Origin of the sequence: Sphingomonas sp. PP-CC-1A-547 (genome assembly GCF_003610375.1) — a bacterium.
Lineage (GTDB): Bacteria > Pseudomonadota > Alphaproteobacteria > Sphingomonadales > Sphingomonadaceae > Sphingomonas.
Genome location: NZ_RAPZ01000010.1, coordinates 51,232 through 64,120 on the forward strand (window position 1 = coordinate 51,232; position 12,889 = coordinate 64,120).

16 protein-coding genes are annotated in these 12,889 nt (G+C 65.4%); 4 read left to right on the top strand and 12 right to left on the bottom strand.

The genetic code is table 11. From position 1 onward, the window contains the following. Positions 1-34: 34 nt before the first annotated feature. The 3 genes from C8J39_RS00875 to C8J39_RS00885 are packed head-to-tail and all read right to left on the bottom strand — an operon-like array spanning position 35 to position 1,465. Complete coding sequence (locus C8J39_RS00875) at positions 35-469, bottom strand: hypothetical protein (RefSeq protein ID WP_120298948.1); 435 nt, start codon at positions 467-469, stop codon at positions 35-37. Next, complete coding sequence (locus tag C8J39_RS00880) at positions 466-1,221, bottom strand: A24 family peptidase (RefSeq protein WP_120298949.1); 756 nt, start codon at positions 1,219-1,221, stop codon at positions 466-468. Before C8J39_RS00880 ends, C8J39_RS00875 begins: the two co-directional genes overlap by 4 nt. Further along, positions 1,214-1,465, bottom strand: a complete 252-nt coding sequence (locus tag C8J39_RS00885) for a hypothetical protein (RefSeq protein WP_165895429.1) — start codon at positions 1,463-1,465, stop codon at positions 1,214-1,216. Before C8J39_RS00885 ends, C8J39_RS00880 begins: the two co-directional genes overlap by 8 nt. Positions 1,466-1,553: 88 nt before the next feature. Between C8J39_RS00885 and C8J39_RS00890 the strand changes: the two genes are divergently transcribed. Beyond that, positions 1,554-2,747, top strand: a complete 1,194-nt coding sequence (locus tag C8J39_RS00890; protein ID WP_259457483.1) for an acetyl-CoA C-acyltransferase — start codon at positions 1,554-1,556, stop codon at positions 2,745-2,747. Positions 2,748-2,787: 40 nt separating this feature from the next. Here the strand turns inward: C8J39_RS00890 and C8J39_RS00895 are convergent, their stop codons facing one another. Together C8J39_RS00895 and C8J39_RS00900 are read right to left on the bottom strand one after the other, a co-directional pair. Continuing rightward, positions 2,788-3,258: a GNAT family N-acetyltransferase gene (locus C8J39_RS00895; protein ID WP_120298951.1), complete on the bottom strand. Its 471-nt coding sequence runs from the start codon at positions 3,256-3,258 to the stop codon at positions 2,788-2,790. After that, positions 3,255-3,755, bottom strand: a complete 501-nt coding sequence (locus tag C8J39_RS00900; RefSeq protein WP_120298952.1) for an SH3 domain-containing protein — start codon at positions 3,753-3,755, stop codon at positions 3,255-3,257. Before C8J39_RS00900 ends, C8J39_RS00895 begins: the two co-directional genes overlap by 4 nt. Before the next feature lie 115 nt (positions 3,756-3,870). Between C8J39_RS00900 and C8J39_RS00905 the strand changes: the two genes are divergently transcribed. Beyond that, on the top strand, positions 3,871-4,869 hold the full coding sequence (locus C8J39_RS00905; RefSeq protein ID WP_120298953.1) for a D-glycerate dehydrogenase: 999 nt from the start codon (positions 3,871-3,873) through the stop codon (positions 4,867-4,869). An 89-nt stretch (positions 4,870-4,958) separates the two neighbouring features. Then, positions 4,959-5,150, top strand: a complete 192-nt coding sequence (locus C8J39_RS00910) for a hypothetical protein (protein ID WP_120298954.1) — start codon at positions 4,959-4,961, stop codon at positions 5,148-5,150. A gap of 195 nt (positions 5,151-5,345) precedes the next feature. Here the strand turns inward: C8J39_RS00910 and C8J39_RS00915 are convergent, their stop codons facing one another. The 4 genes from C8J39_RS00915 to C8J39_RS00930 form a co-directional block, all read right to left on the bottom strand. Then, positions 5,346-5,591, bottom strand: a complete 246-nt coding sequence (locus C8J39_RS00915; protein WP_132833271.1) for a hypothetical protein — start codon at positions 5,589-5,591, stop codon at positions 5,346-5,348. Positions 5,592-5,757: 166 nt separating this feature from the next. After that, positions 5,758-6,396, bottom strand: coding sequence for a LysE family translocator (locus C8J39_RS00920; protein WP_120298956.1), 639 nt, complete (start codon positions 6,394-6,396; stop codon positions 5,758-5,760). Between the two features lie 290 nt (positions 6,397-6,686). Further along, complete coding sequence (locus tag C8J39_RS00925; RefSeq protein ID WP_120298957.1) at positions 6,687-8,090, bottom strand: nitronate monooxygenase family protein; 1,404 nt, start codon at positions 8,088-8,090, stop codon at positions 6,687-6,689. Between the two features lie 69 nt (positions 8,091-8,159). Beyond that, on the bottom strand, positions 8,160-9,296 hold the full coding sequence (locus tag C8J39_RS00930; protein WP_120299645.1) for a glycosyltransferase: 1,137 nt from the start codon (positions 9,294-9,296) through the stop codon (positions 8,160-8,162). A gap of 232 nt (positions 9,297-9,528) precedes the next feature. Between C8J39_RS00930 and C8J39_RS00935 the strand changes: the two genes are divergently transcribed. Next, positions 9,529-9,885: a hypothetical protein gene (locus C8J39_RS00935; protein WP_056063078.1), complete on the top strand. Its 357-nt coding sequence runs from the start codon at positions 9,529-9,531 to the stop codon at positions 9,883-9,885. Positions 9,886-9,938: 53 nt separating this feature from the next. Here C8J39_RS00935 and C8J39_RS00940 read toward each other — a convergent pair whose 3' ends face one another. The 3 genes from C8J39_RS00940 to C8J39_RS00950 all read right to left on the bottom strand — a co-directional run bounded on the left by C8J39_RS00940 (position 9,939) and on the right by C8J39_RS00950 (position 12,864). Then, complete coding sequence (locus C8J39_RS00940) at positions 9,939-11,048, bottom strand: glycosidase (RefSeq protein WP_120298959.1); 1,110 nt, start codon at positions 11,046-11,048, stop codon at positions 9,939-9,941. A 116-nt stretch (positions 11,049-11,164) separates the two neighbouring features. After that, positions 11,165-11,923: an SDR family oxidoreductase gene (locus C8J39_RS00945; protein ID WP_120298960.1), complete on the bottom strand. Its 759-nt coding sequence runs from the start codon at positions 11,921-11,923 to the stop codon at positions 11,165-11,167. A gap of 59 nt (positions 11,924-11,982) precedes the next feature. After that, positions 11,983-12,864, bottom strand: coding sequence for an alpha/beta fold hydrolase (locus tag C8J39_RS00950; RefSeq protein WP_120299646.1), 882 nt, complete (start codon positions 12,862-12,864; stop codon positions 11,983-11,985). Positions 12,865-12,889: the final 25 nt, after the last annotated feature.

The window sequence follows — 12,889 nt, forward strand, 5'->3', positions numbered from 1 at the left end:
CACATAGGACGGCTTGGTTTCACAAAAATTAACCTCAGACACAGCCGATTAGGCCACCGACCGGCATGACGACAGTATCCCGTCCGGGGCGGTCGATCCGTAGCGTCGCGGACGTCACGGTCGCGCCCGCCGAGATGTCGGCGCGCACGGCGACGGCCATGTCGAGCGTCGCGGTCACATCGCCGCCGCGATATTGCGTGACGCCGCCAAAGCCGAAGCCGATCGCGGGCGACTGGGTCGTCACCGCGAAGTCGGTGGTCTTGCCATCGATCGCGAGACGTATCTGCGCGGGGTCGGCGGTCGCCATCGCGACGAGTTGGCGGCCGGCATCCATGCTCCAGAGATACGCAGCGCACCCCTTGGCGGGGAGCCTCTGCTGGCCGATCGCGCCGAGGGGACCCGGACCTGAATTGGCAGCTGGCGCAGGCGTCGCGGCTTGCAGCGCGAGCATAAGAGCGAGCGATATCATGGCGTCACGCCTATCATGAACAGCCACGCGGGATAAGCCGCGATCGCCAGCAACGCGCCGAATGGAAGCGCGGTGTCCGCTGCCATGCTGCGTCCCTTGAGGTGTGCGGCCAGCACGACGCCGAGCCCGATCATGCTCGCGATCAGCAGGACGGCGGGCAACATCTGCCACCCGAGCCACAGTCCGATCGCACCGAACAGCTTGGGATCGCCGCCCCCCATGCCGTCGCGTCCGCGTATGCGTCGATAGCCGAATGCGACCAGCCACAGCGTGCCGAACCCGGCGAGTCCGCCGATCAATCGCTCGGGGAGCGGCGGGTCGATATCGAGCGCGGTGCCGACAAGCCCGGTCGCCGCGAGAAGGATCGTCAGCCGATCAGGCAGCCAGAATGCGACGATGTCGAGGCTCGCCAACGCCAGCATCAGCCATCCGAAAACCGCGCCTGCTATGCCAACCGTCCCCGGTGCGACTATCCCCGCTGCCAAGCCGATCGCCAACCCCGCCAACTCGATCCGCCAGTGCACCGGACTGATCGCAACGCCGCATCCTTTGCACCGACCGCGCAGGACGAGCGCACTCAGCAGCGGCACCAGTTCGACCGCGCGGAGTGTCCGCCCGCAACCATCGCACGCCGATCGCCCCTGCATCACCGATCGCCCGTCGGGCCAGCGTGTCACCAGCGCGGCGACGAAGCTGCCGATGATCGCCCCGAGCACCCCCAGCAACACCGCCCAGAACGCAGCCTCAGACACCCGTTTTCCGCACCAGGTAGCGATACACGCCGAGGAGGTTGATCCCGAACAACACGATGTTCTGCGTGCCCAGCGCCCAGTCCCCGGTCAAGGCCGCACCGCTCAGCCAGGCGATCGACGAGCCGACGAACAGCACGAACCCCCACCCCGTCACGCGCCGCCCGAAGTCGAGCGACACCATGAAGGCGGCGATCACCCCCGACCCTGCTGCACACCATTTGAGCGTCGTGATGAGTGTTTCCATGACGGGAGGTCTAGGCGCATCCCGCAGTGCTTTGTATTGCCGCACATCAACCCCAGATACGGGGGCAGAAGAATATATGGAGAGTGAAGTGACCGCCGATCGAGATCCCATCGTCATCCTGTCCTACGCGCGCACGCCGATGGGCTCGTTCCAGGGCGCGCTCGCCGGCGCGACCGCGACGCAGCTTGGCGCCGACGCGGTGCGCGGTGCAGTCGCGCGATCGGGCGTGTCGGCGGCCGAGATCGAGCGGATCTACATGGGCTGCGTGCTGCCCGCCGGGCTAGGCCAGGCGCCGGCGCGGCAAGCGGCGATCAACGCCGGGCTTGGCGATCACGTCGAGGCGACGACGGTCAACAAGATGTGTGGATCTGGCATGCAGGCGGCGATCCTGGCCGCCGATGCGCTCGCGGCCGGCTCGGTCGACCTGCTCGTCGCGGGCGGCATGGAGAGCATGACCAACGCGCCGTACCTCTCGAAAAGCCACCGCGGCGGCGCGCGGATCGGGCATGACCGGATGTACGACCACATGTATCTCGACGGGCTCGAGGATGCGTACGAGCCGGGCAAGCTGATGGGCAATTTCGCCGAGGGTACCGCGCACGAATATCAGTTCACGCGGCAGCAGATGGACGATTACGCGATCGAGTCGCTGCACCGCGCGCAGGCCGCGCAAAAGTCCGGCGCGTTCGACCGCGAGATCGTCTCCCTTGATATCGCAGGTCGGAAAGGCACGACGACGGTCTCGCTCGACGAACAACCGGCCAAGGGCGATGTTGCCAAGATCCCGACGCTGAAGCCTGCCTTCTCGAAGGACGGCACGATCACCGCCGCCAACGCGTCGTCGATTTCCGACGGTGCTGCGGCACTGGTGATGACGCGTGCAAGTGTCGCCGAAAGGCTCGGGATCACGCCGATCGCGCGCGTTGTTGCCCATGCCGCACACGCGCATGCACCGGCGTTGTTCACGACCGCACCGGTGTTCGCGATGCGGAAGGCGATGGAGAAGGCCGGCTGGTCGGCGTCGGACATCGACCTGTTCGAGGTGAACGAAGCCTTCGCCGTCGTCGCGATGATCGCGATGCGCGACCTTGGGCTCCCACACGACAAGGTGAACATCCACGGCGGCGCGTGCGCGCTAGGCCACCCGATCGGCGCGAGCGGTGCGCGGATCCTCGCGACGTTGCTGTCGGCGCTGGAGACGACAGGCCAAAAACGTGGTCTCGCCTCGCTCTGCATCGGCGGCGGGGAAGCGACTGCGATGGCAGTGGAATTGATGAACTGACGGTATCGAGGGGGCACGGCCCCCTCGACTGCCGCCGCGACTAGATTTCCAGCGTGTAATACGCGGCGAACATGCGGTCGCTATAGACCCCGAACGGATCGCTGGCGGTAAACCCGGCGTGTTCATACATCGCGTGCGCTGCATTGAAGGACGCAGCGGTGCCGGTTTCGAGACTGATCCGTCGATATCCTCTGGTCCGGGCCTCGGCGACGACATGGTCCAGCATCATGCGCGCGACACCGCGACGCAGATAGGCGGGGGCGGTTCGCATCGATTTGAGTTCGCCATGGGCATCGTCGAGTTGCTTCAACGCTGCCAGCCCGACGAGCCGGTCGCCGTCCCAAGCTGACCAGACCGTCACCGTCGGATCGCGCAACCCGGTCAGGTCGAGCGCGAATACGCTACCCGGAGGAGAGTTTTCGTGCGCTGCGCGGAGGTGCAGTTCGACTAGCGAGACGACCTCGGGCTTCGTCAGATCGTCACGAACGATCCGCCACGCCTCGGATTTCACGGCAAAGTCTCACCAGCCTCGACACCCCAGAGACCACCGATCTGCACAAACCCCGCCTGCCCCTTCACGTCCATCCGGCACCAGCCATTGCCGCACTGGCTCAGCCGCCCGACCACGCCCGGCGCTGCACGCCACAGCAATTTGGCGGACGAGACGGGCTTCTCGCGCATCTCCACCGGCCCCGCGCCGTGGACGACCGCAGTGCGCGTCCCGCTGAGCAGGTTCGCCTGCATCCAACCCTCGGTCCCATCCGGATCAGCGACCTTGCGCCACTCCTTGAAGATCGCGACCACCTTGATCGGCAGATCCTGCCGCTGATACAGCCAGCTCGCCGGATACGTCCGTGCCGGCCCGGTCCGCATCCGCGCGCGCGATGCCGAGATCGACGCGTAATAGGGCACGCTCTTCTTCGTCGCGTCGGCCGCGGTCGCCGGGTCGGGCACCAGCGCGGCGGCAACGAAAACGGAAAGCGCGGCGGCGAGAATGCGCATGGTCATGTCCTAACTGGCGAACCGAACTCCTATCGCGACGAACCGGTTTCCTCAACCGAAGTTGCGGCCCCGACGTTGACGGAACGTTGACGGGCACGAACGCCTTCGCCAAGCCGTCCCCATGATCGACACACGCCGCTGTCCGAACCCCAAGGTCGTCGTCACCCGCGAACTGGCCGATACGCTGATGGATCGGATGGAAGCGCTGTTCGACACGCAGAACAACCGTGCCGACACCAAGCTCGACCGCGACCAGCTCGCCGCGGCGATGGCCGATTGCGACGTGTTCGTGCCGACCGTGAGCGACGACATCGATGCGGCGCTGATCGCGGGCGCAGGCGATCGCCTCAAGCTGATCGCCAACTACGGTGCGGGCGTGAACCATATCGACCTGAAGGCGGCGCGCGCGCGCGGGATCATCGTGACGAACACGCCGGGAGTGCTCACCGAGGACACCGCCGACATGACGATGGCGCTGATCCTGTCGGTACCGCGGCGGCTGGCGGAGGGCGAGAAGCTGGTGCGCTCGGGCCAGTGGAACGGCTGGAGCCCGGGCGGGATGCTGGGCCACCGGATCGGCGGCAAGGCGCTCGGGATCGTCGGGATGGGGCGGATCGGACAAGCGGTCGCACTCAGGGCGCGCGCGTTCGGGCTGACGATCCATTATCATAACCGCACCCGCCTGCCCGCGGTCCGCGAGGCGCAGCTGGCCGCCACCTTCCATGCATCGCTCGACGACATGCTCGGGGCGGTCGACATCGTCACGATCCACACGCCGCTGAACGCCGACAGCCGCGACCTGATCGACGCCCGCCGGATCGCGCTGATGCGGCCGCACGTGTACCTCATCAACGCCGCGCGTGGCGGGATCGTCGACGAGGGCGCGCTGGTCGACGCGCTGGAAGCGGGCAAGCTCGCCGGCGCAGGTCTCGACGTCTGGGCGCACGAGCCGGCGATCGATCCGCGGCTGCTCGCGCTGCCCAACGTTGTAATGCTGCCGCACATGGGCTCAGCGACGCTCGAAGGCCGAATGGCATCGGGCGAACGCGTCATCCAGAATATCCGGATGTGGGCCGATGGCCATCGCCCGCCGGATCAGGTGCTCGACGGGTGGGTCTGAACCCGTCGATACAATCTAAATCAAGATTTGGAACCGATGCCGCGATGCAGCATTTGTTGGATACCCCCGGAGAGACAGGAGTATCCAAGATGAAGAAGTTTGCCGTTTCCGCCCTGCTGGTCGCATCCGCCTTGTCGATGAGCGCATGCTCGACGCTCAAGGGCGCAGGCATCGGTGCAGCCGGTGGCGCAGGCGTTGCCGCCGCGACCGGTGGTAGCGTCGAGAAGGGTGCGGCCGTTGGTGGCGCTGGTGGCGCCGTCGTCGGCACGGTCGCCGACTGATCGATTATCACCCTGCTCGGTGTTGAGTTGAAAACCAACCGACTACCGAGGCTTTACGATCCTCCCCCGCCAGGGGGAGGTGGCACCGAAGGTGACGGAGGGGGAGGTCACGGAACCCGCGTTTCGCATGCCTCCCCCTCCGTCTGGCAAGGGCCAGCCACCTCCCCCTGGCGGGGGAGGATCGTACCGTCGCTCTTAGACTGCGCGCATCCAGTGGGTTCGCGCTACTGTTCCGGTCAGGACCTTTGACCCGAACGCCTTGATGATCTTCGCCGCATCCGCGCTGTTCATCAGCACGACGCGCGTTCCGCCCGATGGCAGCGTCTCGATCGCACTGATGATCGCGCCATGCTTCTTGCACATCGCAACGACCTGAGGCTGTTCGACGCTGACGTTCACCGCGCGCGAGATCGGCACGACCGTGTCGGTGCCGGTCGTCACGATGCGATCCCCGAAGGTGCGATAGCAGAATAGATCGTCATGCGGCATTCCCGGCTCGGAGCGGGAGCGCAAAGCATCTCTCAGTCGCAGCCTGCCCGTACGAAGCGCTGCGATGCCTCGGCTATGCGCGCTATCGCCCCGAACGGCAATGGCGCTCCATGTTTCGCTATGCTCGCACCCGCAGCAAAGCGAGACCGAACCCGACGAAGATCGCACCCGTCACGCGGTCGAACGCGCGCCGCAACGCCGGGCGCGTCAGATACCGCGCGAGCGTCCGCCCCCCGGCTGCATACACGCCGTACCAGAAGCTCTCGACCAAGGCGAAAGTCACCACCAGGATCGCGAACTGCGGCGCCTGCGGTGAAGCGCGGTCGACGAACTGCGGGAGGAAGGCGGCGGCGAACAACAGCAGTTTCGGATTGCTGATCCCGATCACGAACCCGCCGCGATACAGCCGCCACGCCGACAAGGTCGGAGGGAGTGCCACCGGCGTCGTATCGTCGCCGACGTCGATCGGAGACCCCGCCCCTCGCCACGCCTTGATCCCGAGGAATATGAGGTACGCGACGCCGGCATAGCGCAGCGCGTCGAACACCCGCGGCCACGCCGCGAGCAACGCCGACACGCCCGCCGCAGACGCCGCCAGCACGAGCACCAGCGCGGTCAGGCACCCCGCCATCGCCGCGACGCTGCGCCGCGCGCCGAAGGCGATGCTGCGCGTCATGACGTGCAGCATGTTTGGTCCGGGAGTCCCGCATAACAGGAACACCGCGACCACGAACAGCCACCAGGCGTGTAGAGTCATGGGTGCATCCTATTCCTCTTGAGCTCGCGAACGGAGATGCCGCAGCCAATGCGCTTCCTGACCTGTTCGGCGCATCTCTTGTCGAAACAAGGCGCGGCCGCGTTCGCACGTAGGTTTACCTTTCCTTGTTCTCCCGCGAAGGCGGGAGCCCAGACTGGGTCCCCGCCTTCGCGGGGAAACACACTAGCCCTCTCTCTAGGCGATAAGCGCCGATCTATCTCAGGGCACGAGGTGTCGCAAAGCCGATACTATCGAAAGTTCGACATCATCGACGCGCGGCCACCCTCGCCTCAATCCCCCGTCAAAATCCGATCGACCAACTGCCCGACGCTCGGCACGAACCCGTTCGAATAGAACGGGTCCTTCTTGAAATTATACGCGGCATGACCTGCGAACATCAGGTTCTGGTCGATGTCCCCGCCGTGCGCGATGTCCTGCAACGTCTTCTGAATGCAGAAGCTGCGTGGGTCGGCGAGGCGTCCGGTCGAGTTGGTCTCGGTATCCGCCCAGCTCGAGAACGAGCATTGCGACAGGCAGCCCATGCAGTCGGCCTGGTCCTTGCGGATCATGCCCTTCTCGGTCGGGCTGACGAACACAAGCGTGTTGTCCGGCGTCTTCAGCGCATCGGTATAGCCCTCGCCGAACCACGTGCGCGCCCGTAGCAGGTCGTTGCGCGTCACCCAGAAGTTCTTGCCCTTCACGCCCACGTCGAGCTGGAACACATGATCGCCAGCCTCCTGCGTCGAGAACGCGATCTGGCGCTCGGAGCGTGCTTCGAGCGAGCGCAGGAACGGATTGCGCACCGCCGACGAATAGAAGCCGGTCGGCGAGAACTTGTGCAACAGCACGTCGCCTTCCTCGATCTGCGTCAACGCGTCCTTCCACCCCTGCGGGATCGGGCTTTCGCGCGTCAGCAAGGGCCGCGTGCCGAACTGGAACGCGATCGTCCCCAGCTCGGGATTGTCGATCCAGTCGTTCCAGTCGCGAAGATACCAGACGCCGCCCGCCATCACGATCGGCACGTCGTCCGAAATGCCGCCTTCGCGCATTACGTCGCGCAGTTCCTTGACGCGCGGATACGGGTCCTGCGGCTTCAACGGGTCCTCGGCATTCGACAGGCCGTTATGCCCGCCCGCGAGCCACGGATCCTCGTACACCACCGCAGCAAGCCATTCGGCCGCCTTCGAATACGCCCGCTTCCACAGCGCACGGAACGCGCGGCCGGAGCTGACGATCGGCAGGTAGCTGACGCCGTAGGACGCGGTGATCTCGGACAGCTTGTACGGCATGCCCGCGCCGCAGGTGACGCCGGCGACCTTGCCACGCGTGCGTTCTAGAACGCCGTGCAGGATCCGCTGCGCGCCGCCCATTTCCCACAGCACGTTGATGTTGATCGCGCCCTTGCCGTCGGCGATCTCGTACGCCCGCTCAACCTGCTGGACCGCGCCCTCGATCGCGTACTGGACGAGTTCCTCGTGCCGGTCGCGTCGCGTCAGCGCCGCATAGACCTGCGGGATGATCTTGCCCTCGGGATCGTAGCTGTCGGCGTTGACTGCCGAAACGGTGCCGATGCCCCCGGCCGCAGCCCAAGCGCCAGCCGACGCGTGGTTGGTCGCGGCAACGCCTTTGCCGCCCTCAACCAGAGGCCAGACTTCCCGACCGTTATAGACGATAGGCTTCAGGCCCTTGAACACGACGTCACCTCTCCCGGAAAATACGGCCCTCTATATCGCAAGGACGCAGCGTGCGAGCAATATTACGACCTAGGTTAGCGCACCCGGACGGTTCAGGGCGTCTTCGTACAGCGCGCGATAGCGAGCGATCATAACCTCTTCGTCGAATTCCGCGCGTGCCTTGGCCTGGTTCGCGGCACCGACCGAGGCGCGCAAGGCGGGATCGGCGACCAGCGCCTGCAACGCATCGCGCAACCGAACCTCGTTGGCGATCTCGGTCACGAAAGGCAGATTCTCGGGCGCGACCATCCGCGTGATGTCGCCGACCGGATAGCTTGCGATCGGCAAGCCGGCCGCCATCGCCTCGACCACCGAGATCGGAAACTGCTCGCTCCGCGACGACACCGCGAGCATGTCGAAATGGCCGATATAGCGGTAGGGGCGATCCAAGAATCCTGGCAGGACCAACTTGTCCGCCATCCCCATCGCCGCGGCGGCCTGGATAATGTTCGCGCGCTCCGGCCCTTCGCCGACGATCACGAGGCGTATGCGACCCGAAACGCCGCCGACCGCGCGAACGAGCGCGGTAAGGTCCTTCACCTCGCGCAAGCCGGCAAGCGCGCCGATCACGACCTCCTTGGCGTTGGGCGTAAACCCTGGGATCGCCTTGGGTTCTGGCTTCTGTGCGTAATAGGCGGTGCCGATTCCGTTGACGATCCGGTGCACGCGCTCGCGCGGCTGCTTCCAGGTCTTCAGCGCGATCCCCTCCAACACCTCGGAGGGTACCGCCAACGCATGCGCAGCGCCCAGCGCGAGCCGCCGATAGATGTTGCGCTCGATCTTGAGCCCGTTCGCCTCGTCGGCGTTGAACCCATCCTCGTGATGCACCAGCGGCGGCGAACCCTTGGCGAACGCTCGCCGCGCCATCGCCCCGTCGATCGCACCCCAATTATAGCTCAGCACCAGGTCGAACCGCCGCATATACTGCGCGATCGCCTCGTAGCGCTTCACTGAAGGCTTGCCCGTCAGCGGCGGCGGGTTCTGCGCGATCTCGTAGCGCACCCCCTTCGCGATCGAGTCCCGCGCGCTCAGCGCATCGGGCACGCCCGATACGATGGTGTGTTTCGCGCGATCACCGAACGTATTCATCAGCCGAACCGCGCGCGCCTCCTTCCCTCCCAGGTCGAACGAGGAGTGGAGGTGGAGGATGTTGACGGGAGCGGCCATGGCCGACGCGATGCCGATTTTCGCGAGCGCTTTCAAGGGCGCGTGCGGACTTACCATGCGCCAGCGCTGGCAACACAATCGGCATCGGTACAGTATTGCCGTCGAATCGGACCATTCATCCAAGTCTTTGCATCGATAGCTAAGCGAAACGGACAATGTTCGCGTTGAGCCTTATGCGACCTAGCCCGTAAAACAGCTGGACCGGAATACCGGCAATAAAAGGATGACCGTCATGGCTGCCTATGATTTCGACCCAAAACAGATCCAGAGTGCTCTCGATGCCGCTGCGCAACACGCGAAGTCGGCCAATATTGCTTCGGTTAGTGCGGAGACCGACGTTTCCAATGGCGGCGCCTTGGTACTGGCCGGCGGGTGTATCAGCGTCACGGTCAACAACGGACAGGTCTGCGTCAATCTGCCACTAGGGTTCGGCTCGATCTGCCTGCCCATTCCGTCGATCTTCCCCAGCGGAACCGCAGCGCAGGCTTGCCTCGACATCTGCACGACATGGGGCATCCCTACCGGCGTGAAGGTCACGATCTCGGTCGCCGGCCATGTCGTCGTTTCGAAGTCGTTCGGCCGCTGCTGATCCGACTTTCCAGGAAGGAGGCCGCGCGCCGCGTCCTCCCTCCTGGCTAGCGCTCAACCGGCGAACACGGCCTTCGCGATATGCGTGATCCGGCATGCGAGGTCGGCCTCGCCACTAGCGACCACATAGAAATCGCCCGCGTCGGCGATGCCCGTCGTGAAGACGACGTTGTCGAGGTACATGCTGTCCTTCAACGGCTCGGTCAGCGCCGGGTTCGGTTCCAGCAATGCGGTGTGCTCGGTCGCCACCGTGATCGAGGGATCGTCCTTGTCCAGGATCGACCAGTACGTCCGGTAAATCCCGACCACGCCCGATGGCTCCACCCCGTGCCACAGCGTCAGCCACCCGCGATCGGTCAGGATCGGGGGCGCGCCGCCGCCCATCCGCGCGGTCGCGACGGTGGCCGCATGCGGCCGGATGCCGGGCTTGTCGTGCGGTTTCCAGTGCAGTGCATCGGGTGAGCGCGACAGGTTGATCGACGGCCCGCTGCGCCATTCGCTGCCCGGCGGGTATGCGAAATACAGATCGCCGAGCGGGCGAGTTTGCGCCCAATACTGCCCCTCGATCAGCCCTTCGAAGATCAGCATGTCCTTGTTCTGGTGATCGAGCACGATCCCTTCGAGCTGCCAGTCGAGCGCGTTGGCGGACGAATACAACGTCGTCGAATGCCGCTCCGGGCTGACCGAGCAGGTGGTCATCAGATAGCGGTCGCCGACCTTCGAGATCCGCGCATCCTCGACGCCGTAGCATTGGTACGACGTCCGCGGCGCGATCGCCTTGTCGTAATGGACCGCCACCACCGAGCGGCCCTCGGCGTCGATCTCGACCGGTAGCAGCCATGATAGCGAGGTCAGCGCCATCACCTTCCACCCGCCGCCGGGGATCAGGAATTTGCGCGGATCCTTGGTATCCACCATCGTCAGCGGCCAAGCGTCGAGCACATACGCGCCGTCTTCCCAGCGGATCGCATGGACGTTGCCATCCCTGATCGGCTTCTTCAGCGCTTCGGCGACCCGCACCATCAGCAGCAGATTGCCGTTCGCCAGCCGCGTCATCCCGGGATTGAACGCGCCGAGCACATAGGTCTCCGCGCCGACCTTCCCCGCCAGCGGCGAACGCGACAGGTCGATGTCGGCGGGGGTGAAGACGAGCTGATCGAACATGCTATTCTCCTTGGTGAGTATGCCGTGTTCCCCCGCGAAAGCGGGGGCCCAGGGTCACGAATGCCGCCCTATGGTATCCTGGGTTCCCGCCTTCGCGGGAGAACTAGGAGGAAAGATCATTCCCCCTCAAGCGCCCGCGGAACGATCACGATCTGCTGGATTACCGATCGCGTCGGCTGGGTAAGCAGGAACTCGACCCCCGCCGCGATGTCCTCGCCGCGCAGCATCTGCTCCGCCTCGATCATCTGGCGCTGCTTGTCGTCGGGCACGTCCGGATACTGCATGTCCGACCCGACCTTGCCCGGCTCGACCAGCGAAACCCGGATCCCCTTCGGACCCAGTTCCCGCCGCAACGCCTCCGAAAAACCCGCGATCCCCGACTTGATACCGGCATACACGGTCGAGCTCGGCCCGAGGATGTGCGCGCTTAAAGAGCCGATGATGACCATGTCACCGATCGGCGTCATCCGGTGCGCAGCGTGATGCGCACTGAGCAGGTAAGCCGTGAAATCGACCGCGATCGCGTAGCGAAGCTCGTCCTCACTCATCTGCGTAAGGCCACCGGCCGCTACCGCGGCGTTGATGACAGTGATGTCGAACCCGCCGAGATACGCCTCGCCCGCATCGAAGAACGCGCGGACCTTGTCGGGATCGGCGAGTTCGGTGATCATCCCGTCGCCCTCGCCGACCTGGCGGATGTGCGCGAGCGCGTCCTGCAGATAGCGCTCGTCGCGCCCACAGATGTAGACCTTGGCACCGTTCGCCGCGAGCATCACCGCGATCGCCCGGCCGATCCCGGTCGTACCCCCAGTGATGATCGCGCGGCGACCTTCGAGAGGGCGGGCGGTCGTGTGGAGGTCGGCGCGTTCGGTCATCGAGTTTCCCGGCTTGTCAGTACAGTCCACGCCTAACGCGCAGCCCTAGCCGGATGTCCCTAGGCACGGATCGCCACCCCCTCAAGCGCGTGCGCCAGCAACCGGTCGATCGGATCCTGCAACATCGTTTCGCTCAGCGTCGGCGCATGGCCGACACCCGGCACCGTCACCAGTTCGGCCTGATCGAGCGATGCAGCCATCCGCTCGGCCGTCGCCGCCGACAGCAGGTCCGATCGTCCGCCGCGCACGATCAACGTCGGCACCTCACGCAGCGAGCCGAGCGCCTGCCACATGTCCGGCCCCGCCTCGTTCCCGGGCACGCGGAACGGCTCGGCGATCTTCAGATCATAGTCGAGCACGATGCGCCCCGAACTGTTGAGCCGGTACAGCCGCTTGGCCATCGCCAGCCAGTCCTCGATCTGCCAGTCGGGATAGACGTCGGCGTTGTTCTCGGAAACGCAGCGGGCTGCATGCATCCAGGTTGGGAACACGCTCGCCTTGCCGACATAGCCGCGGATTCGCGACAGCCCCTGCGCGTCGATCTCCGGCCCCACGTCGTTGAGCAACGCTGCCATCATCCGGCCGCGTGCAGGGCCCGCCATCAGCATCGTCACGATGCCGCCTAGCGACGTGCCGAACGCGATATACCGATCGATACCCTGATCGGTCAGCAATGCCTCGACGTCCTGCACGTACGTCAGCGGGACGTACGACATCGGGTCCTTCGCATACGCGCTCTCGCCGCGCCCACGAAAGTCCACCGCGATCAGCCGCCAGCGCCCCGCCAGCCGCGCTGCCAGCGCATCGAAATCGCGTGCATTACGCGTCAGCCCCGCCATGCAAATGATCGGTGGCTGGCCTTCCGCGCCGCCCGGATAGTCCCTCGCGTGCAGTCTCAGCCCGTCGTTGGACCACCAATAGAGGTTTTCGTAAGCGGCCATGGTTGCGTCCTTCGGGTAGCGGCCA